At 58.2% G+C, this 21,823-nt stretch carries 15 protein-coding genes; 7 read left to right on the top strand and 8 right to left on the bottom strand.

Annotated features, from left to right (window positions below):
• Nucleotides 1–23 precede the first annotated feature (23 nt).
• From FLM52_09215 to FLM52_09195, 5 genes are all read right to left on the bottom strand, one after another.
• Nucleotides 24–620, bottom strand: a complete 597-nt coding sequence (locus FLM52_09215; protein ID NVN55966.1) for a hypothetical protein — start codon at nt 618–620, stop codon at nt 24–26.
• Entirely contained in the window at nt 590–1,090 is a 501-nt protein-coding gene (locus tag FLM52_09210) for a transposase (GenBank protein ID NVN55965.1), read from the bottom strand. The genes FLM52_09215 and FLM52_09210 overlap by 31 nt, the downstream gene beginning before the upstream one ends.
• A gap of 32 nt (nt 1,091–1,122) precedes the next feature.
• On the bottom strand, nt 1,123–1,920 hold the full coding sequence (locus FLM52_09205; GenBank protein ID NVN55964.1) for a hypothetical protein: 798 nt from the start codon (nt 1,918–1,920) through the stop codon (nt 1,123–1,125).
• Nucleotides 1,910–3,142 (bottom strand): substrate-binding domain-containing protein, encoded by a 1,233-nt coding sequence (locus FLM52_09200; GenBank protein NVN55963.1) that lies wholly within the window; start codon nt 3,140–3,142, stop codon nt 1,910–1,912. The genes FLM52_09205 and FLM52_09200 overlap by 11 nt, the downstream gene beginning before the upstream one ends.
• Before the next feature lie 136 nt (nt 3,143–3,278).
• Nucleotides 3,279–4,343, bottom strand: coding sequence for a substrate-binding domain-containing protein (locus FLM52_09195; GenBank protein NVN55962.1), 1,065 nt, complete (start codon nt 4,341–4,343; stop codon nt 3,279–3,281).
• A 244-nt stretch (nt 4,344–4,587) separates the two neighbouring features.
• Between FLM52_09195 and FLM52_09190 the strand changes: the two genes are divergently transcribed.
• Nucleotides 4,588–6,104 (top strand): IS3 family transposase gene (locus tag FLM52_09190; protein ID NVN55961.1). Its coding sequence is split into 2 segments (ribosomal slippage): nt 4,588–5,014 and nt 5,014–6,104, totalling 1,518 coding nucleotides; the frame shifts between segments, so codons are not numbered across the junction.
• A 300-nt stretch (nt 6,105–6,404) separates the two neighbouring features.
• Here the strand turns inward: FLM52_09190 and FLM52_09185 are convergent.
• Both FLM52_09185 and metH read right to left on the bottom strand, forming a co-directional pair.
• The gene (locus FLM52_09185; protein ID NVN55960.1) at nt 6,405–7,733 is read right to left on the bottom strand and encodes an MATE family efflux transporter; all 1,329 of its coding nucleotides are present in this window, start codon (nt 7,731–7,733) and stop codon (nt 6,405–6,407) included.
• Nucleotides 7,734–8,063: 330 nt separating this feature from the next.
• The gene (gene metH / locus FLM52_09180; protein NVN55959.1) at nt 8,064–11,789 is read right to left on the bottom strand and encodes a methionine synthase; all 3,726 of its coding nucleotides are present in this window, start codon (nt 11,787–11,789) and stop codon (nt 8,064–8,066) included.
• Nucleotides 11,790–12,181: 392 nt separating this feature from the next.
• Here metH and nfuA point away from each other — a divergent pair, with 392 nt between their 5' ends.
• The 6 genes from nfuA (at nt 12,182) to FLM52_09150 (ending at nt 20,082) form a co-directional block, all read left to right on the top strand.
• Nucleotides 12,182–12,772, top strand: a complete 591-nt coding sequence (gene nfuA / locus FLM52_09175) for a Fe-S biogenesis protein NfuA (protein ID NVN55958.1) — start codon at nt 12,182–12,184, stop codon at nt 12,770–12,772.
• A 330-nt stretch (nt 12,773–13,102) separates the two neighbouring features.
• On the top strand, nt 13,103–14,902 hold the full coding sequence (locus FLM52_09170; protein ID NVN55957.1) for a diguanylate cyclase: 1,800 nt from the start codon (nt 13,103–13,105) through the stop codon (nt 14,900–14,902).
• Between the two features lie 336 nt (nt 14,903–15,238).
• Entirely contained in the window at nt 15,239–15,811 is a 573-nt protein-coding gene (gene ectA, locus FLM52_09165) for a diaminobutyrate acetyltransferase (GenBank protein NVN55956.1), read from the top strand.
• A gap of 281 nt (nt 15,812–16,092) precedes the next feature.
• A complete protein-coding gene (ectB, locus tag FLM52_09160; protein NVN55955.1) occupies nt 16,093–17,358 on the top strand; it encodes a diaminobutyrate--2-oxoglutarate transaminase in 1,266 nt (421 codons plus the stop codon).
• A 159-nt stretch (nt 17,359–17,517) separates the two neighbouring features.
• The gene (locus FLM52_09155) at nt 17,518–17,910 is read left to right on the top strand and encodes an ectoine synthase (protein NVN55954.1); all 393 of its coding nucleotides are present in this window, start codon (nt 17,518–17,520) and stop codon (nt 17,908–17,910) included.
• 234 nt (nt 17,911–18,144) lie between these two features.
• Nucleotides 18,145–20,082: a sensor domain-containing phosphodiesterase gene (locus tag FLM52_09150; GenBank protein ID NVN55953.1), complete on the top strand. Its 1,938-nt coding sequence runs from the start codon at nt 18,145–18,147 to the stop codon at nt 20,080–20,082.
• 92 nt (nt 20,083–20,174) lie between these two features.
• On the opposite strand, the gene FLM52_09145 is transcribed toward FLM52_09150, so the two are convergent.
• On the bottom strand, nt 20,175–20,702 hold the full coding sequence (locus FLM52_09145; GenBank protein NVN55952.1) for a DUF3833 domain-containing protein: 528 nt from the start codon (nt 20,700–20,702) through the stop codon (nt 20,175–20,177).
• Nucleotides 20,703–21,823: the final 1,121 nt, after the last annotated feature.

Below are 21,823 nucleotides of genomic sequence, written 5' to 3'. Positions count from 1 at the left end.
CGCAAGCGGTGATGCCCGAACGCTTACAACTCAGCGGCCAGCTCGCCAGTCTCTGTTTCATAGATCTCGTGCCCGACGATCTTGCGGCTGAAGACGTCCATTATCAGGTACAGATACCACCAAGTGCCGCGCGCGGGACCGGGCAGCCACGAAATGTCCCAGCACCAAAGCTGGTTCGGCGCCGTCGCCTGGTGAGTGGTCGGTGGGCGCTTACGCTGAGGGGCCTGCTGTCGACCCCGGTGATGTTGCTGATCATATTCATGAAGCACTCGGTATATCGTCGACTCAGAGGCCAGATAGCGGCCCTTGTCAGCCTGATCGGCCACGATGAAGGCCGGAGGGCGGCTTCGGTACTCTGGAGCGTTGCACAACGCCACGATCGATTTTCGCTCCTCGGGAGATAGCTTGTTGGCCGGTTCCGGGCGATCGGCGTCGGGACGGCGGTCCGCCGTCACTTCGCCTTCTGCGACCCAGCGGTAGTAGGTCCGCACGCTGATGCCCATCACCTGACAGGCCTTGGCCAGCCGAGCCCCGTCACGCTGGGCGTCTTGCACCAGGGTCACGATGCGCTGGCGATCCGGGAGGCTGGTCAGTCGTCCTCGTCGTGGGTCGTGCCCCAGATCGCCTCGGCTTTTTTTGACAGGGTCAACAGGGCCGCCGTCTCGGCGAGGGCCTTGTCCTTGCGGTGCAGCTCGCGCTCCAACTTACGGAGCCGCTTTTGCTCCGCCTTGCGAGCCTGGCGTTGTTGCTTGGCCTGCGCTGCCACGTCGTCGTTGGCGTTCATGCAGGCATCCCGCCAGGCTTCCACCTGCTCGGGGTAGAGCCCACGCTCGCGGCAATAGGCGCTGAGTTCGGCCTCGTTCATCGGGGCCGTCTCCAGGACGATCTGGAACTTCTCCTGGCTGGTCCACTGGTCGGGCTGGGTGGAACGTGATGGCAAAACTTGTCCTCGCTCTCTGGCCTGTTTCCGCCAATTGTAGAGGGTTGTTGCAGTGATGCCTTCCTGTTCGGCCAATTCCGGGATGGTCATGCTCATAGGCGGCGCCATCTTCTTGAGGATGGCTTCCTTACGCTCTGTGGAATAACGCACGTTGATCACCTCTCAATCCGTTTAGGTGACAACTACGCTGGCAGATAGGGCAATGCAGGGGTATCACGATAGAAGTGCTGATAGCGCATTTCATTATCGCGCAGCACGCCCATCATGGTGAAGATCCTCTCACCAAGCTTGTTCAACTCCTCGATGACCTTGTTGATTTCGCGCGAGTGTACAGGGGGGGTGTGTTGGAATCTGGTGTGCTGACCTTCCAATTGGCCCATGCCATTTACAGCCTTTTTCAAGGGAGCCAGCACGTAATGCTTCAACTGCCATGAAAGCATCAGCAAGATCGACAGAATGATGATGATGGCAATCGAGAATAGTAAGGTTGCGCCTTGGTAACGAATAGTAACCAAAGGAGCGTTGGTGCTTTCGAGTTCAAGCCTGCCTACAGCCTGCTTGACCAGCGAGTTCTCATAGATGAGTGGTCGCGAGTATGTAAGAGGATCCAATGCTGCTCCGTTCTTGGTAATCTCCTTGACAAGCTTGCCTTCATGATCGAAATAGCGCACGGCATGAACGCTATCTTGATAACTAAGAGATTCTAGAAGGGCATGAACTTTCTCGTCGTCAAAATTCCATATGGCGTCTGGCATCGACAATGCCACGATATCAATCATCTCCTGATGGTCCTCATGCATGCGCTCAAAGGCTTTATTGGCATACAAGTGATAACTAACGATTCCACTGATGGTGCATATGGTGAGGACCAATGGTGCGAGGACACGCAATATTTTCCACCTGAGCGGTGACGCAGTCTCGCACTCTATGTCGCTGGCCAACGCGCGAGTCTTGGAGAGTTTCGAGGCATCATTTTTCACGCTTTCCCCCTTCCATGGCAGAGGTTAGAGGTTTATGTCCCAGCGTTTTGGCAGTAGAGCTCTGGTATGCCGGTAGTGGCAGGAAAGGCGAAGCACTATCAGGCAAGTTCGCTACCTTCTCTACCCAGTGCCCCATCGGTTTGAGTGCCAGTGTCTCCATTGAGATCTCATCAAGATAAGAGTCGGGGGCAGCACTTGTGGCCAGGCCCATGGTGTAATAACGGGTGCCTAGCGCTTCAGACGTGATGACACCTCGCTGCAATGCTGCCAGCAATACAAGTGACCAAGCGGCGGCCAGGGCATCGCCTCCTGCACTGGCCTCCAACTCTCCAGTACGGAGATGATTGATTCCCTGGTCAGTCCAGCCCATGCCGGCCACAAGCACATCCTTACCAGGGCGTAAGCCATTAACCTTGAGTGCGTCGATCGCCGCGATTGCCATCAGGTCGCTGGCAGCCCAGACGACCCTTAGTGGCAGAGTACTACCCTGATGCTTCACATAGCGGTCTACTAGCCGAAAAGCATCTTCATAACTCCAATTCGCCTGAAATGTTCTATCTCTGTAAAGATAGGGGGCTTGACGCAAGGCATCTTGCATCCCCCTAAGCCTCAAGCGGGATGCTTCGTCGTGTTGCCCGCCCACGAGGGCAATAACGGCGCCCTCAGCTTTGCCATGCAGTATTTGATGTCTTTCGATAAGGGCCTGCATGGTGTCATGCCCTCCTTGCTGATGGTTCGGTGAGACATTCCCTAGCCAATAGGCATGACGGCCAACAACCATGCCTTCATCCTGGAGCTGCTCATGCGTCAGACTGTTGAGTATAATCATGACGGGTACTCCAGTAGCATCACTGGTGGCCAGGATCGGTATGGCGAGGCCATGATTATTGGTAGTGATCAGTAGGTCGGGGGGATTCTTGCGCATCATGATCTTTGTGCCGAGCCGAAGAAATTCATCGGTATTTCGGTTGGCACTGACAGTTTCCAATGTCATTCCCAGCGAGGTAGCTGTGACAGAAGCTGCCATTATCATCTGTGACCAGAAAGCTTCTGTCGCATATCCAGGGTTGAGGAACACGATATTCTGGATGGGCATGGATGGGGCAGTAAATTCCGCACCTGCCTGAGAAGACATCAATGGTGATAATAACAACGCACTTGTAATGACTTTTCTAGTCATTCTGACGTAATTTCGTAATGATAATTTGCGTGTCAATTTCATGATGACCCCATGCCTCAGGTGTCGATTTTATAATAAATGCTAAAAATTTCCCTGCTACGTCACGACGATCCTTCTTGAAGTGATGCTGGGCTAGTGTTGCTAAAGCTCTGCTTCATTGATTGTGTGTGATGAGGATTCATTTCATTTTTTTGTTTCTAATGTCGATCATCTGCCTCAATGTTATCATCGGGTCAAATTCATAAGTGTCCAGAGGGTCTTGCAAGCAAAAGGTTTTGAAATCAGCAGTTTCCCAACTAGGGGATTCCAGAATAGGGGCATATAGGTCTACATTTTTATGAGTGATTTGGCTCATCGGGAACTTGACAATTCTTGGCGTCCAATTATCAAACTCAGCATGATCACGTACCATGACCATCGACCACGCTCCGGCCATGAAATGCCCACCGTCGGTCAAAAGCATGCTGCGCTCTGATACCCTCCTGATGCCCTCAGGCGACCAATTGAGTCCCGCCACCAAGACATCCTCGCCGGGCGTGAGACCAGCAGATTCGAGGGCAAGAATGGCTCCCTCCGCCATGGCATCATTTGCCGCCCAAATCAGGTCACTTTGACCGCCTGAGAGGTCGACCCACTTGAGGTATTGGGCGGTCAGATGTTCGGCATCCTGACTATTCCATCGCGCCTCGAGAATCCGATCTATGCTGATGGCCTTGTCTTTGGAAAAGCCAGCTACCATCCCTGCATTGCGTGCAATGGAAGCTGGAGTCTGGGTATCGCCTATCAAGGCAAGCCCCTGCAATTGACCAGCGGGAGATTTTTCTCGAGCTGTCTTGACCAATTGGGTTGCCATACGTTTCCCAGCGGTGTGATTGTCCGGAATGATACTACCTATCCAAGAGGAGTGGGTGTTGCCCGAGTCACCCTTACTCAGCGCCTCTTCGCGGGTGAGCCCGTTCAACAGCATCAGTACATGGGTGTCGTGGCTATCCGCAATCGTCAACAACTCGGAGGCCGCCTGCTCTTCATTGACCAGCAGGAGGTAATCCGGAGCAGCAGGTCTCTCCAGGACCTGAATCGCGAGTTTCTTCAGCAGATAGGGATTGCGCTCGGCGTAGACGACTTCCAATGAGATATTCAGGTCCAGGGCGGCCGCTTGCATGGTGTCGGTTACCATGTCCCAGAAGCGTTCGCCACGCAGTCCGGGGTTCACGAAGGTGGCTGTCAGCGGGCGTCCTGGCATCGCCTTTTGTGCACCTCGCGTCCTCGATTGGCCTGAAGAGTAGGCAGAGGTATGTGTTTTTTCGGAGGCTCGAGGCGTGAGATCGGAGGAGGAAGCTCCAGAGGATGCAGCATTGACCAGCCCGCTGAGGGCAAGGCAACCACACAGCCCGACCCTATCTGCCAGCGTAGTTGTCACCTAAACGGATTGAGAGGTGATCAACGTGCGTTATTCCACAGAGCGTAAGGAAGCCATCCTCAAGAAGATGGCGCCGCCTATGAGCATGACCATCCCGGAATTGGCCGAACAGGAAGGCATCACTGCAACAACCCTCTACAATTGGCGGAAACAGGCCAGAGAGCGAGGACAAGTTTTGCCATCACGTTCCACCCAGCCCGACCAGTGGACCAGCCAGGAGAAGTTCCAGATCGTCCTGGAGACGGCCCCGATGAACGAGGCCGAACTCAGCGCCTATTGCCGCGAGCGTGGGCTCTACCCCGAGCAGGTGGAAGCCTGGCGGGATGCCTGCATGAACGCCAACGACGACGTGGCAGCGCAGGCCAAGCAACAACGCCAGGCTCGCAAGGCGGAGCAAAAGCGGCTCCGTAAGTTGGAGCGCGAGCTGCACCGCAAGGACAAGGCCCTCGCCGAGACGGCGGCCCTGTTGACCCTGTCAAAAAAAGCCGAGGCGATCTGGGGCACGACCCACGACGAGGACGACTGACCAGCCTCCCGGATCGCCAGCGCATCGTGACCCTGGTGCAAGACGCCCAGCGTGACGGGGCTCGGCTGGCCAAGGCCTGTCAGGTGATGGGCATCAGCGTGCGGACCTACTACCGCTGGGTCGCAGAAGGCGAAGTGACGGCGGACCGCCGTCCCGACGCCGATCGCCCGGAACCGGCCAACAAGCTATCTCCCGAGGAGCGAAAATCGATCGTGGCGTTGTGCAACGCTCCAGAGTACCGAAGCCGCCCTCCGGCCTTCATCGTGGCCGATCAGGCTGACAAGGGCCGCTATCTGGCCTCTGAGTCGACGATATACCGAGTGCTTCATGAATATGATCAGCAACATCACCGGGGTCGACAGCAGGCCCCTCAGCGTAAGCGCCCACCGACCACTCACCAGGCGACGGCGCCGAACCAGCTTTGGTGCTGGGACATTTCGTGGCTGCCCGGTCCCGCGCGCGGCACTTGGTGGTATCTGTACCTGATAATGGACGTCTTCAGCCGCAAGATCGTCGGGCACGAGATCTATGAAACAGAGACTGGCGAGCTGGCCGCTGAGTTGATCCAGAAAGCCTGCTGGCGAGAGCGCCTGACAGATCGTCATAAACCCTTGATTCTGCATTCAGATAACGGCAGCCCGATGAAGGCAGCGACCTTCCTGGAAAAGCTCTATGACCTGGGCATCACTCCCTCATACAGCCGACCGCGAGTCAGCAACGACAATGCCTTCGCCGAGTCGGCCTTCAAGACGCTGAAGTACCGGCCGGGCTTCCCCATCGACGGGTTCGCCACCCTGGCCGAGGCTCAGGACTGGGTTCAGCAATTTACCGAGTGGTACAACCATGAGCACCGGCACAGCGCCCTTCGCTACGTCACGCCGAGCCAGCGTCATGACGGCGAGGCCAAAGGCATTCTGACGCAGCGCCGAGAGGTCTTCGAGGCCGCGAAGCAGCGTCACCCGGAGCGATGGTCAGGCGACATCCGAAAACTCGACCTGCCGGAGATAGTGCATTTGAATCCGGAGCGGGATCCGATACCGCAGGCAGCAGGATTTTAAAAAGCCAGCACCACTTCATGTGCCAACTATGTTGACAGATTCCGCCGATCAGCCTTCGCAAGCCAGGTTGTGCTCGTCCTGTCCTGATGGTGGCAGCGGACATGGCGTTCCCCCCGGTGCATTGACTTATGTTTCTTTCAGGGTACACGACTGGGCAAGCTGAGCATGGACTTCAAACTGGCTGCTATTTACCAAGCTTCAACGATTGAACGACATATCTCATTATCTGTTGATGTCTTCCATAGGCTACAAGCGCGAGTGGCAGCAAAGGCTGCTGGATAGCCGCACCAGAGAATATCTTCAAAGGCGCAAGGCTTGCCACGCTCTGCGTTGCCAGATAAGCCCGAAGACGAGCGAGTTGAGCGGGCGATAAGCAAGCTGTATCGCCCAGATGGCGACGAGGCCGCCTTCCTGATGGACGCCCCACCACCAGGCCGCGGGCAGAAAGATCAGCCACTGCAGGCTCAAGGTGGCAAGCATCACGGTGCGTTGGGCCCCGGCGCCCAGCAGTGCCTGGGCCAGCACGATGGCGGTGCAATCGAGCACGATCATGGCGGCTGTCATCTGCAGCGGCAGCAGGCCCAGTTCGATCAATGGCGGGCGATGCAGGAACAGCCCGAGCACGCTTTCTGGCGCGACCCACAGCGGCAAGCCCAGCAACAGCAGACACGGCAGTGCCACACGTACGGTGTCCCACCCCCAGCGATGGGCCTCTTCATGCTCACCGCTGCCCAGGGCCTGACCTACCAGGCTCATGGCGGCAAGCCCGAGCCCGACTCCGGGCAATATCAGCAGCAGGGAGAGATTCACCAGCACATGGCCGACTGCGACGCTGGCCGCATCGATCTGCCCGAGTATCCAGAACAGCATCGCGTAGCCCGCTGCGAACCATAGCTGCTGAAAGGAGTGGGGCACCGCCAGCTTGAGCAGCGTCAGGTAATGCGTCATCGGTGGCCAGGCATGCAGGACACCGTGCAGACGGCGCTCGCCCAGCGTCGCCTTGATCCATAGCGCCAATGCGACCAGCAGGGATAGCGTCGTACCGGCCCCGGCGCCATCCGCGCCCATCTGCGGAGCGCCGAACAGACCGTGGATCAGGATGATGCTGAGCACGACATTGACCGCCTGGGTGATCAACATGATGCGCAGATAGATGCCGGTGCGCTGCAGGCCATTCCAGAAACCTCGGAAGCAGAACGCCATGGCGACCGGGACCAGCCCCAGCACCCGCCATTGGAAATATGAGGCGGCCGTTTCATGCACGCCAGGCTGGTCATTGATCAGCGACAGCAGTGGCTCAGCCCAGTGATGACAGGCGAGAGTGACGGGAATGCCGATCGACAACGCGAGTACCAGGCCGGCATTCAGGCCTTCGCCACAACGCTCAGGCGCTTCCTCGCCCAGGCGTCGCGAGGTCTGGGCCTGGACGGCGGAAGACAGCCCGAAGATCAGCGCCGTGACCATGAACATGGCATAGCCACCGATCCCCACGCCCGCCAGCGCCGTCTCGCCCAGGCTGCCGACCAGTGCCGCATCGATCAGGTTGAGCAGACTCTGCGACAGCATCGCCCCGATGATCGGCAGCGCCAGTTTGAGTATTCGTGTGTTGCGCGCAAGATCCCCCAGCATCAGACGCTCCCACGCGGGGTGTCGGAAAAATGAGAAGAGCAGGAGGGGGCAAAAGCCTCGAAGGCGGCTGACAAGCGGGAAATTAGGGAACGGGGCTGCGATGAACAGAACAGCGAGAAACCGAGCAGAGACAGACAGGACAGTGATATACAAAGCAGTGACAACAGCACGGGCGACTCACGACAGCAGACAAGGAAGAGCGCCATGATAGCGCGCTCGGCAAACTGAAGACATCGGCTCTCAGATGACAGCGCGCCCCATCTCGTGAGAGGTGAGGCGCGCCGAGCTGACGATGGCTCCATCAGCAGTCGAGGAGTCTCAAGTAGCGGATCAATCGGCGTCGGGATCGTAGCTCAGCACCGGCGACAGCCAGCGTTCCATTTCGGAAAGCTCCATTGCCTTGCGGCTCGCCAGGGACTGCACCTGATCGCGGGTAATCTTGCCGGTGGAGAAGTATTTCGACTCCGGGTGTGCGAAGTACCAGCCAGAGACGGCGGCTGCCGGCCACATGGCAAAGCTCTCGGTCAGCTCCATGCCGGCATGCTTCCCCGGTTCGAGCATGCGGAACAGCGTGGCCTTCTCGGTGTGATCCGGACAGGCCGGATAGCCGGGAGCCGGACGAATGCCGCGATACTTCTCGGCGATCAACGCCTCGTTGTCGAGTACTTCCTCGCTGTCGTAGCCCCAGAATTCCTTGCGTACGCGCTCGTGCAGGCGCTCGGCGAAGGCTTCGGCGAGACGGTCCGCCAGCGCCTTGACCATGATGGCATTGTAATCATCGCCAGCCGCCTCGTACTCCCCGGCCAGTTCATCCGCGCCATGCCCAGTGGTCACGGCGAAGCCACCGATCCAGTCCGGCTTGCCGCTGTCACGCGGGGCGATGAAGTCGGCAAGACTGTGACAGACGCCATCACGGTTCTTGGTCATCTGCTGACGGATGTGATGCAGGCGCTCGACCACCTGGGTGCGTGACTCATCGGCGTAGACTTCCAGGGTGTCGTCGTCGACGCAGTTGGCCGGCCAGAAGCCGATCACACCCCGGGCCAACAGCACCTTGTCATCGATCAGTTTGCGCAGCATCACCCTGGCATCGGCAAACAGTGAACGCGCCGCTTCCCCGACCACCTCATCCTGCAGAATCTTCGGGTACTTGCCCGCCAGCTGCCAGCTCATGAAGAAGGGCGTCCAGTCGATGCGCTCGACCAGTTCATTCAGATCGTAGTCATCGAAGACCTTGAGGCCGGTGAAGCTGGGGGCCGGCGGGGTGTAATGCTCCCAGTCAGGCTGGAAACGACGCTTGCGCGCCTCGCGGTAGTCGAGGTCCGCGGCCTTGGGGCGGCGCTTGGCGTTTCGCTCGCGTACCACGGCGTACTCGGTGCGAATCTGATCGACATAGGCTGCCTTGAGTTCCGGCGACAGCAGCCGCGAGGCCACGCCCACCGCGCGCGAGGCGTCGGTGACATAGATGACCGGCTGCTCATACTGCGGTTCGATCTTGACTGCGGTGTGAGCCTTGGACGTGGTCGCACCACCGATCAGCAGCGGCAACTCGAAGCCACGGCGCTGCATCTCCCTGGCGACATTGACCATCTCGTCCAGCGACGGCGTTATCAGCCCGGATAGCCCGATGATGTCGGCCTTTTCGTCGATGGCGGTCTGCAGGATCTTCTCCGCCGGCACCATCACGCCCAGGTCGATCACCTCATAGTTGTTGCATTGAAGCACCACGCCGACGATGTTCTTGCCGATGTCGTGGACATCACCCTTGACGGTTGCCATGACGATCTTGCCCTTGGCCTGGGTGTCTCCGGATCTTTCTGCCTCGATGAAGGGGATCAGGTGGGCGACCGCCTGCTTCATGACGCGCGCCGACTTCACCACCTGGGGCAGAAACATCTTGCCCGCACCGAACAGGTCGCCGACTACATTCATGCCGTCCATCAACGGCCCTTCGATGACCTCGATGGGTCGGGCTGCCTGCAGGCGCGCCTCTTCGGTATCTTCCTCGATATGGACGGTGATGCCCTTGACCAGCGCGTGCTCGATGCGCTTGTTGACCGACCAGCTGCGCCATTCGAGGTCTTCCTTCTTCTCGCCGCTGCTGCCATCGCCCTTGTACTGGTCGGCGATGTCGAGCAGACGCTCGGTGCTGTCATCGCGGCGGTTGAGGACCACGTCCTCAACGGCGTCGCGCAGCTCCCGGGGCAGGTCATCGTAGAGTGCCAGCTGGCCGGCGTTGACGATACCCATGCTCAGGCCCGCCTGGATGGCATGATAGAGGAATACCGAGTGGATCGCTTCGCGGACCGGATTGTTGCCGCGGAACGAGAAGGACACGTTGGAGACACCACCGGAAATCATCGCCTGGGGCAGGTTGTCATGAATCCAGCGCGTGGCTTCGATGAAATCGACCCCGTAATTGTTGTGCTCTTCGATGCCGGTGGCGATGGCGAAGATGTTGGGGTCGAAGATGATGTCCTCGGCCGGAAAGCCGATTTCATCAACCAGCATCCGGTAGGCGCGCTCGCAGATCTCGATCTTGCGCTGAAAGGTATCGGCCTGGCCGACATCATCAAAGGCCATGACCACCACGGCGGCACCATGACGACGGCAGATCCGCGCCTGCTGACGGAAGCTTTCTTCACCTTCCTTGAGCGAGATGGAATTGACCACCGCCTTGCCCTGGATGCACTTGAGCCCTGCTTCGATGATGTCCCACTTCGAGGAATCGACCATGATCGGCACGCGCGAGATATCCGGCTCCGAGGCGATCAGATTGAGGAAGCGCACCATGGCCTCCTTCGATTCCAACATGCCTTCATCCATGTTGACGTCGATGACCTGGGCGCCGTTCTCGACCTGCTCGAGAGCCACTTCCAGTGCCGTGGTGTAATCCTCTTCCTTGATCAGGCGTCGGAAGCGCGCGGAGCCGGTGACGTTGGTGCGCTCACCCACATTGACGAACAGCGAATCCGACTGGATGTTGAAGGGCTCGAGTCCTGACAGGCGACAGGCCGGGGCGATCTCCGGCACCTTGCGCGGCGGGTGCTGGTCCACCACGCGCTTGACCGCCTGGATGTGCTGCGGGGTGGAGCCACAGCAACCACCGATGATGTTGAGCAGACCATCAGCGGCGAAGGTGCCGATGATCTCGGCCATCTCGTCCGGTGTCTGATCGTACTCACCGAACTCGTTGGGCAGGCCGGCGTTAGGGTGCGCGGAGACGAAGGTATCGGCTTTTTCGGATAGCTCACGCAGGTAGGGGCGTAACTCCTCGGCGCCCAGCGCGCAGTTGAGGCCGATACTCAGCGGGCGCGCGTGACGCACCGAGTTCCAGAAGGCTTCGGTGGTCTGGCCGGACAGCGTACGTCCCGAAGCATCGGTGATGGTGCCGGAGATCATCACCGGCAGGCGCGGGTGACCTTCGTCGAACAGCTCCTCGAGGGCGTAGATCGCCGCCTTGGCATTAAGAGTGTCGAAGATGGTCTCGATCAGGATCAGGTCCGCGCCGCCCTCGAAGAGCGCCAATGCGGCTTCGCGGTAGTTGTCACGTAGGATATCGAAGGTGACGTTGCGCTTGGCGGGGTCATTCACGTCCGGCGAGATGGAGCAGGTGCGGCTGGTCGGGCCGAGCACCCCGGCGACGAAACGCGGGATTCCGGTCTCGGCGGCCACGGCATCCGCCGTCTTGCGCGCCAGGCGTGCAGATTCAAGATTGATCTCGTGAACCAGCGCCTGCATGCCGTAATCGGACTGCGACAGCTGAGTGGCATTGAAGGTGTTGGTCTCGACGATATCGGCGCCGGCCTCGAAGTAGGCGCGGTGGATCGCCTCGACGATGTCCGGTCGGGTCAGCGCCAGCAGGTCGTTGTTGCCCTTGATGTCGCTGGGCCAGTCGGCGAAGCGCTCACCTCGGAAGTCTTCCTCCTCCAGCCCGTAACTCTGCAACATGGTGCCCATGCCGCCATCGAGGATCAGGATGCGTTCCTGCAGCGCCTGGCTCAGCGTGTCGGGCAAGGACAGAGAATAAGGAACAGGGGATTGGGCTTGCGCCATGACGGACTCCAGCGTACGTGACCTGTCGCGTTGTTTCCCGGGCGGGCAACTTTCTCTACCAGGCCAGTAACTTGCCAAGCCAGTGCTCTGCCAAGCCAGCATCTTGCCGAGAAAGCCACACGCCACAGGCGCGAACTCATTGCTATTGAGAGGCGCCGGCTGGGAATTTGCTCACAAATCCCCGCCTGGCCAGTTGGGGCTATCGTATCAGACTACAGAATCGTCACGATGAGCATGATTCATGCGCAACATGAGTCAGTCAGGAGTGCCCAAGAAAGGGAGTGGTCGCGCACAGGCACCAAACCCGAGTGATTTGCTCAGGATTGCGAGTGCAGCAGGTTTTCCTTAACATGGAGCCATTAGTCACCTGACATCAAGAGAGTCTCTGCGCCATGAGTGAGAGCATCCAGATTACCGACAGCGCCCAGGAGTATCTTGCCGAGCTGCTCGAGAAGCAGAACGTCGAAGGTATCGGCGTGCGCATCTTCATCACCCAGCCGGGCACTCCATATGCCGAGACCTGTCTCGCCTATTGCCGTCCGGGCGAGGAAGAGCCGACGGATGAGATCCTGGATCTGCCGAAGCTGAAGGTCTATCTCGATACGCACAGCGTGCCTTTCCTGGAAGAAGCGACCGTCGACTTCAATGCCGATCGCATGGGCGGCCAGCTGACCATCAAGGCACCGAACGCCAAGATGCCCAAGGTCAACGCGGATAGCCCCCTTGAAGATCGCATCAACTATATCCTCTACAGCGAGATCAACCCGGGGCTTGCGGCTCATGGTGGCGAGATCAAGCTGGTGCAGCTGACCGAAGAGCAGGTCGCCGTACTGCAGTTCGGCGGCGGTTGCCAGGGCTGCTCCGCCGTCGATCTGACCCTGAAGGATGGTGTCGAGAAGACGCTGATGGAGCGTATCCCGGAATTGACCGGTGTGCGTGACGTGACCGATCACACCGACACGACCAACGCCTACTACAGCTGATTCCGGGTCTGGCTCCAGGAATGTGATCAGGCCAACGCCAGAGTCGATCCAGGCACAGGTCAGAAACGCAATCTCCCATCGATTTTCGGTGGGAGATTTTTTTATGCGTGCGACATCGCTTCTCAGGGTCTGAGCTGATCTGGCGCGAGCCTGGGGCATCCAGGCCAGGGCGCGCGGCGTATGAAGGGAGGCTCAGTGAAGTTGCTGAGTGAAGTATTAGAGTTATCTGGTATCGTGGCAGTATCTTTTTCATGCTGGCATCAGCCCTACGGCCGTCCGGCGTGACATGTATCGTCGAACCTTTCCTTCCAACGTCAAGAGATAGCCTTCATGAGTCTGGCCAACCTGCGTTTTCGCACCATCAACATCATCATCTGTGTGCTTTCTGCCTTGGCGGGTCTGGTGTTGCTGATCGTGTTGGCATTTATTACCCGCAACGTGTCCGACCTGCAGTATGACTGGCAGGAATATCAGCAGGCGCGCTCTGACAAGCCGCGCCTGGAAGGTCAGCTGACCAAGGCCCTGGGCTATGGCGGCATGGTGCATGACTTCAAGAATCTCGTGCTACGTCAGGACCCCGCGCTGATCGGCGAGGTGCAGAATGAGATCGGTGCCGCTCGCAGCGCTCTGAGCCGTTACCAGAGCCTTGGACTGACCCAAGAGGAGGAAAATGCGGTGGCGGGGCTGCGTGCCACCATCAGCCGTTATGAGCTTATGGTGCCTAGAATACGCACGATGATCGAGCAGGGGCGATCGAGTGGCGATATCGACAAGTTGGTCAAGATCGATGATTTCCAGGCCGTCTCGGGGCTGAATACCCTGCGGCGCATTTCCATCGCGGAGCTGCGTGACAATGACAACCCGCTCGAGAACGGCATGGGCAAGGCTCGCCTGGTGGCCAACCTGCGCCGTGATCTCGGCTATGGTGAGATGATCCACCACTTCAAGAATTACGTGCTGCGCAGCGATGCCATCTACGGTCAGCAGGCGGCGCAAGACATCGAATCGCTGCGCGCCACCCTGGCGGCATATCGTGCGCTGGGCATGAACACCGCCGAGCAACGTGCCATCCGCGATATCGCCGATGTCATCCAGTCCTACAGTGATCGTTTGAACAAGGTCAGCCAGTTACATGATCAGCAGACTGAGCTCTCGCCGCGTGAGATCGATCAGCAAGTCAAGGTCAACGATGCGCCAGCGCTTGACGCACTGGCGGTGCTGGATCATGAAACCCGCATGCGGATCGGGGCTACTTCTGCTGCGGTAGGCAAGACGCTCAATCTGTTGGCCACGGTGGCCCCATGGGTCAATGGCCTGGCGTTGGCGATGATCGTGGTGCTGATCGGCATCTCGATGTGGCTGTTCGGGCGTTATGTTCTGGTGCCGATACGTCGATTGACCCAGACCATGAATACCCTGGCCAATGACGATGTCAGCGTGGTGATCGACAGTACCCAGCACACCAATGAAGTGGGCCAGATGGCACGGGCGCTGCAGAAGTTCAAGTACAACATCATCGAGAGCAACAACTACAAGAAGCGCATCACCCAACTAGCGATGCATGACTCTCTGACGGGACTGCCCAATCGGCAGCATTTCTATGAGCGGGTCGAGCATTGGCTCGAAAGCGTCAGTGACGAAGGCGGGCAGCTGGCGTGTCTCATGCTGGACATCGACAAGTTCAAGCCCATCAATGACACCCATGGACACGCCGCCGGGGACGCGGCGCTCAAGGTGATCGCGGAGCGACTCAATCAGGTGGTGCGCAAGGGCGATTTCGTCGCGCGTCTGGGAGGCGATGAGTTCGTGGTGCTGGTCCATAACGCCGACATACAGGCGAATCTGGGACGCCATGGGGAGCTGGCCCAGCTGGCCAAGCGCATCATCGACAGCCTGGGCAAGCCATTCCTGTATGAAGAGCACAAGCTGGAAGTGGGTTGCAGCATCGGGATTGCCATCGCACCTCAGCATGGAAGCGACCGTGAACAGCTATCACACAATGCGGACATGGCGCTCTACGCCGCCAAGAATGAAGGCCGCAATTGCGCGGTGCAGTTCAGCCGCCATGATGAGCTGGGCCAGATTGTCGCGATCGCGAGCAAGAAGCGTGATGTGCAGAAACAGCAGTGACGGAAGCCTAGGGTTCGAGCACTAGTGCAGAAGCCGCCTCAGCGGCATTGGCAACGATAGCAAGGCTAGATGCCGCATGAGCAGGCAATCTAACGGCGCCCCGAGGGGCGCCGTTTTGCGTCTGGTGGGGACAAACCACCTGCGGGCGGTGGGCAAGGGCGAGTATTGCCCGGTACTGGTACTGGTACTGGCCCCGGCCCGGGCCTGCACGCTCACCGATACGGGTTTTGGATAATCATGTGTTATCCATGCGCTCCACGAGAATAATTTATGGTTTGCGATACCCATAACAGTTTGTTATGGTTTATAGCGAATTCGCCAACTGCGAAATATTTTATGAAAACCATGACAATGACTTCCACGATTCAGGGCCTGGCCCACCACACCCACGATGCCGTGATCAACCGCGCCAGCGCGCCGTTGTTCATCCGTCAGCCGACTACTGATGATGGTTGGGGCATCTATGAGCTGGTCAAGGCCTGCCCGCCGCTGGACCTCAATTCAGGGTATTCGTACGTTTTGCTGGCCACGCAGTTCCGTGACAGCTGTGCCATCGCGACAGATGAGGAAGGTGAGGTAGTCGGCTTTGTTTCTGGTTACACCCGCAACGACGCCCCTCAGACCTTCTTCCTGTGGCAGATCGCCGTCGGTGAGAAGGCGCGTGGTACTGGCTTGGCACGTCGTTTGATTGAAGCCGTGATGAAGCGTCCCGAAATGGCGCACGTGCGTCATCTTGAGACCACCATCACGCCGGACAACGAGGCGTCTTGGGCATTGTTCACTCGCCTCGCCGAGCGCTGGCAGGTGCCGCTGCACTCGCGTGAGTACTTCTCCTCAGATCAGCTGGGTGGTGAGCACCTTGCCGAAAACCTGGTGCGCATCGGCCCGTTCCTGCCGAGCGACATCTAAGTGCTCAACGCGCTCAAGGCTCTTGTGCAATCAAGGCCCATGCGCAGCAAGGGCGGGTAGCAAACCGCAAGAAGTCCCGGACGGGACGCCGTCATGATTCTTGTGTCGGTCGTCGAGAAGAATCACGTCCCGTTCGGCAGATGTTCACGACAGGAAGGTTGTGACATCTCCTGCTGACCCCATGTGTTAGCGAGGTGGGGGCAGTGTCATTCGTTGGATCGTCTTTACATTCTGGTATGGCCTTTTAGTACGCGGCCATCCATCACCAGGGAGGTGACAGCATGAATACGCAGATTCTCGAACAGATGGAATCCGAGGTACGCACTTATTCGCGTTCTTTCCCGACCGTTTTCACCAAGGCGCAGAATGCCCACCTGTTCACCGAGGACGGCAAGCGCTACATCGATTTCCTCGCCGGTGCCGGTGTGCTCAACTACGGGCATAACCATCCGGTACTCAAGAAGGCACTGGTCGATTACATCAGCAATGATGGCATCATCCACGGTCTGGATATGTGGACTTCCGCTAAGCGCGATTTCCTCGAAGCGCTGGAGGAAGTGATCCTCAAGCCGCGTGGTCTGGACTACAAGGTCCACTTCCCGGGGCCGACAGGCACCAACGCGGTCGAAGCTGCCATTCGTCTGGCGCGCAAGGTTTCCGGCCGCCACAACATCGTGTCGTTCACCAACGGCTTCCATGGTGTGACCATGGGGGCGCTGGCCACCACCGGTAACGCCAAGTTCCGTGATGCGGCGGGTCTGCCGGCGCAGGGTGCGCAATTCGTGCCCTACGATGGCTACATGGGTGAGGGCATCGACACCGTTGCCTACCTCGACAAGCTGCTCAAGGATTCCTCCAGCGGTCTGGATCGCCCGGCAGCAGTGTTGGTCGAGACCGTACAGGGTGAAGGTGGGATCAACCCTGCCTCCATCGAATGGCTCCAGCGTCTGGATGCCTTGTGCAAGGAGCACAAGATCCTGCTGATCGTCGATGATATCCAGGCGGGGTGTGGCCGTACCGGCAAGTTCTTCAGCTTCGAGCACGCCAACATCGTGCCGGACATCGTCTGCAACTCGAAGTCGCTGTCTGCCTCCGGTGTGCCGTTCGCGATGGTGATGATGCGTCCCGAGCTGGACCAGTGGAAGCCGAGCCAGTACAACGGCACCTTCCGTGGCCACGCCCTGGCCTTCGTGACCGGCGCCGCCGCATTGCGCCACTTCTGGAGCGATGACAAGTTCGAGCGCGATATCCAGCGCAAGGGCCGTATCGTCGAAGATCGCTTCCAGAAGATTGCCGGCAAGGCCCGCGAGAATGGCTTCGAAGCGCACGAGAAGGGCCGTGGTCTGATGCGCGGTATCGATGTCCGTGACGGTGAGCTGGCCGATGCCATCACCTCACGCTGCTTCGAGCAGGGCTTGATCATCGAGACCAGTGGTCACTCCGGTCAGGTCGTCAAGTGCCTGTGCCCGCTGACCATCCGTGACGAAGACCTGCTGGAAGCCCTCGATATCATCGAGGAAAGCGCTGCCGCAGTGCTGTCCAAGTAACGTTGTCTTCCCGCGGGGCGCCCGGTCATCGGCGTCCCGCGGGTCGTTGGTGAGACGCTGGCTTGCCACCCCCACCGATTGCCCATCCAGGTCACCCCTTCGTTACGGTAATCGCCATCTGTCAGCTGTCGATGTCAGGCAGCCTAGTGAGGAAAACACATGATCGTTCGCAATCTCGAAGAAGCTCGCAACACTGATCGTCTGGTCAAGGCCGAGAATGGCAACTGGGATAGCACGCGCCTGCTGCTCGATGAAGATGGCGGCAAGTGTTCGTTCCACATAACCCGCATCTTTGAAGGCACCGAGACCCACATCCATTACAAGCATCACTATGAAGTGGTGTATTGCATGGAAGGTGAGGGTGAGGTCGAAACCTTGGCCGATGGCAAGATCTGGCCGATTAAGCCGGGCGACATCTATATCCTCAACGAGCATGATGATCACTTGCTGCGTGCTACCAAGACCATGCACTTGGCGTGTGTGTTCACCCCGGGCCTGACCGGCAAGGAAGTCCATCGTGAAGATGGCTCTTATGCACCCGCTGAAGCCTGAAACCCTGTCTCTTCGTGAGTGAGGCGCGAAGCGTCTGAGCTCAAAAGGACAAGCGTCAACCAGAAAGCCCCGTAGCCTTGCTACGGGGCTTTCTGTGTCGTGATGGCGAGAAATCGCTGCGATATTGCCACACAGCAATGCATTCAGTGATTTACACGCTCAATTATCGTTTGTGAATCGCCAGTTGCCGATTCTGCCAGTCAACAGTGGAGGCGGGTATGCTCAAGTACGAACATGCGGTTATATCTCATAGAAGTACCAACGAGGCAGTATGCCATGGCAGATTCCGCTGCAAAGACGACCCTCGCGCCGGGTGGCCGGCCCGGCTTCAGGCCGGCGGCACCTCATCCGCGTGAAGAAGAGCGCCTCAATAGCCTGCATTCGCTGCATGTATTGGATAGTGACCATGAAAAACGCTATGACGATCTGACGCGACTGGTCGCCGATATCTTTGATGTGCCCATCTGCCTTGTGTCGTTGGTGGACGAAGACCGCCAGTGGTTCAAGGCCCATTGTGGGCTGGATGCACGGCAGACGGACAGGGATCTCGCTTTCTGTGCCCACGCGCTGCATGAAGAGCGCTTTCTGATCGTCAATGATGCGCGTCAGGATGAGCGCTTCTTTGATAACGCCCTGGTGACAGGGCCACCGCATGTCTGCTTCTATGCGGGTGCCGTGCTGCGTGATAGCAGCGGCCTGCCGCTGGGGACACTGTGCCTGATCGACCACAAGCCCCGTGAACTGGATACGGTCCAGCTGAAGCGGCTGGAGCGTTGTGCACTGTTGGTCGAGAATGAGCTGATCCAGCGTGATTCGCTGCTGGGAGAACGAGCACGCGCTACGTTGCAAGCCAATATCGACCCCATCACCGGCTACAGCCTGCGTGGGCGCTTTCTTCATAAAATGTCTGCTTGGCTGGAAGAATATGCAAGCCAAGGGCCGATACAAGTCATTCTGCTCAAGCTGACAAATGCTGAAAGACTGCGCAAGCAGCAGGGCGTCGACTTCTACGAAGGAGTTCTGCAGTCCCTGTCCAACCAGCTCAATGAAAATTTCGATGATGAGAGCCTGCTCAAAGGGCGCATTAGCGAAGATACCCTGATGATCCTGTTGCCGCGTGACCAGGCCTTGCACGGCATGCGCAGGCATCGCTTCGTGGAACAGCCTTGGTTATTGCATCTCTCCGCCAATACCCGACCTGATTTACTGATCGGAGCAGGCACCTTTATAAGCGTCAGCATGTCAGCGGCGGAACTAATCGATGTGGTGGAAGACGAGCTTGATTGTGCCAGTGAGTGGGCGCCAAAAGAGAAGGGCGTCCAGCTTGCGGATCTCACGGACAACCTCAATCTGTGCCTCGAGATGAACAACCGCTTTGCCCAGGCGCTGCGTGACAATGAGCTGTGCATCCATCTACAGCCCATCGTCACTGCGGGCAGCCAAGACCTCAGCGGTCAGGAAGTGCTGCTGCGCTGGCAAGACAAGAACCGCTGGATCACACCCCATCAGATGTTGCGCATCGCCAGACACGCGGGGCTGGATGAGGAGCTCGATATCTGGGTGCTGCGCAGAAGCTGCGCCTTGCTCAGCCACTGGCTGGCGACCAGGAAGGGTAACGAGATGTTGTTACCTCTGTCGCTGAATATCACGGCGTCGCGCCTGATCGAAAGCGAGTATATCGATACTCTGCGCCGTGTCCTGCGCCTTTACCGGCTCAAGGGAAATTGCCTGCGCCTTGATATCAGCGGTGTCGAGAGTCTTTCCGCGACGCCGGAGTCACTAGTTTTGGCGATGAAATCGCTGGCCAATGACGGTATCAGTTTCTGTGTCGACCGTTTCGGCCCTGAGGATGACAGCCTGCGTCTAATAAGCATGCTGCCCATCACCAGCGTTAAACTGCATCCGCGCTGGATCAGTCTGTTGCAGACCGATACGCGTCAGGGGCGCCTGTTGAAAGCCTGGACGGCGGCATTGCATGCCCTGGATATCTCCGCCATCGCAGTTGGCATCGAACACTCACGCCAGCGTCAGGCAATGGTTGATTTGGGCTTTGATCAATTGCAGGGATACGCTTTTGGAGTGCCGATGGCGCCAGAAGACGATTACGGCAAGTGGTTGTCCAAGGTGGAGACATCGCTCGAACAGCATGCGGGTGGCTCCGGTGCCTCATGAGAGTTGGGCTGTCAGGCGCTGGAACCGACAAAGGCTGGCGCTATCGAGGACTGAAGCCATCAGGGGCCAACATAACTGCCGCGCAAGAGCTGTCATTTCGGCTCAGATGCTGGTGAGTCACAGGGGCAGCGCTGAAATGCCAGGGTGATATTAGCAGCTTCGAGGCCCAGTTTGCGCATCGAGGTCCGGTTAAGGATGCGACCATCCGGTTGCAGATACATCCAGTCATCCATGCTGAACTCCCAGGTACTGTCGTCGATCGGTACCTGGAGCACGTAGTTCATGCGCAAGGCGTTACCGCGGGTCGTCGCTGTCGCTTCGCCCGTCACATCTGCCGCTCGACCAGTCCATTGGCGTTCACCCGCCGGGGTAAAGGTCCAGCGGCGGTGTTGCGTCTCGCCATCGGCATAGACGAAGTCTTCCTCCAGAATCAGCTGATTGCCTTGCATGCTGCCGATGACATCGACCACGAACCGCCGCGTCACCTCACCACGGTAATCCTGCACCATGCCCCAGCCACGTGTATGGCCCAGGAAGTACTCATCGATGCGAAGTTCAGGGCCGCTGCCCGCGTAATCTTCTATCTGAGGTCCGCTACAGGCTGATAACCCCGCTGCCATGATCAACACGGCTGCGCGGCCGCTGATGCACCGAATGCCGTTGTGCATGAATCCAGCGCTAGCTGACAGACAGGATGAGAAAGAGGGCATCGCTGACTCCGGTTGGCGCCCATCCGTGAGTCATCACGGTGCGCGGCAAGGTTGGGTGACAAGATCTGCAGCGTGGATTACATGTGGTCCGAATTATTCTACAACGATTGTGCGTGAGTTGTATCAAGGATAAGTTTATTCGCGCTCCTGAGCAACGGGCTTCCTGACTCACGGACTCCGGCAAATTGTCTCGAAGTATCTAGCGGGTGCTAAAGTGGCCCGTGATTCTTGCCGTCGCTGCTGCAAGCCGACAGATTCCTCTCGCAGGACTTGTCCTGACGGCTCGACCTGATTGATATGGCCTGATGAACCACAGGAACTGGCTATGAGGACGCGCCAGAATCACTCTCAAAACCTACATATTCACAGTTCGTATAATATATATTATGTTAAATACGATGTTTCGTGAGCATGCTAAAGCTGTGTGCATCAATGCTTGAGCGTCGATCTTCAGGCACTTGGCCTCCTCCGCGTGCATGACAGCTTCTGCATAGCTGCTTGTGAACCTCGTTCTGCTTGTCATTAAAGTCAGCCGATGGAGTCAGTCGACGTTCCCGCCTATCTTTTGCTGAGTGGCCTGCATTTGATCAGTTTGGCGACAGTCTAGCTCGCTTCGTCGGCACACTCGCATCCGAGATCGTGTCGTTACCATGCTGTGATCCCGCGCTGATGATGCAGTGGCATCCTGAACAATGCGCAAACAGTGAGGTCTGGCTGTGCAAGTTGCCGCGAAGGTTAGTTCTGTCTGCAGATTGGATTCCATCAAGGTTTTCGTCACCTGAAAACGACGCAAGCCAAGCTGGCGTTATATCTACAGCCGGCTGATAGCGGCTCTGACCCACGACTGGCGTGAGCTGGTGTGGTCTGTCCTCGACTGGCGACATAAAGTGATCGCTACGTTGGTGAATCGCAGTAAATGGCTCGGCGTCAGGTGCTGAAACGTGGACAGTCACCATTCGGGCTACGTATGATCGCCTCCAGTAACGCTTCGGTGCTAGAACGCCAAAGCTATACAAGGGAATACCCAGGCA

Source organism: bacterium Scap17 (assembly GCA_013376735.1).
GTDB lineage: Bacteria > Pseudomonadota > Gammaproteobacteria > Pseudomonadales > Halomonadaceae > Cobetia.
This window is presented reverse-complemented; position numbering and strand designations above follow the sequence as displayed.

Bases quoted from the DNA above. Each gene is read 5' to 3' on its own strand.
- FLM52_09195 (NVN55962.1), bottom strand. From the start codon at position 4,343: ATGCCAGGACGCCCGCTGACAGCCACCTTCGTGAACCCCGGACTGCGT.
- FLM52_09185 (NVN55960.1), bottom strand. From the start codon at position 7,733: ATGCTGGGGGATCTTGCGCGCAACACACGAATACTCAAACTGGCGCTG.
- nfuA (NVN55958.1), top strand. From the start codon at position 12,182: ATGAGTGAGAGCATCCAGATTACCGACAGCGCCCAGGAGTATCTTGCC.
- FLM52_09170 (NVN55957.1), top strand. From the start codon at position 13,103: ATGAGTCTGGCCAACCTGCGTTTTCGCACCATCAACATCATCATCTGT.
- ectA (NVN55956.1), top strand. From the start codon at position 15,239: ATGAAAACCATGACAATGACTTCCACGATTCAGGGCCTGGCCCACCAC.
- FLM52_09200 (NVN55963.1), bottom strand. From the start codon at position 3,142: ATGAAATTGACACGCAAATTATCATTACGAAATTACGTCAGAATGACT.
- metH (NVN55959.1), bottom strand. From the start codon at position 11,789: ATGGCGCAAGCCCAATCCCCTGTTCCTTATTCTCTGTCCTTGCCCGAC.
- FLM52_09155 (NVN55954.1), top strand. From the start codon at position 17,518: ATGATCGTTCGCAATCTCGAAGAAGCTCGCAACACTGATCGTCTGGTC.
- ectB (NVN55955.1), top strand. From the start codon at position 16,093: ATGAATACGCAGATTCTCGAACAGATGGAATCCGAGGTACGCACTTAT.
- FLM52_09145 (NVN55952.1), bottom strand. From the start codon at position 20,702: ATGGCAGCGGGGTTATCAGCCTGTAGCGGACCTCAGATAGAAGATTAC.
- FLM52_09150 (NVN55953.1), top strand. From the start codon at position 18,145: ATGCGGTTATATCTCATAGAAGTACCAACGAGGCAGTATGCCATGGCA.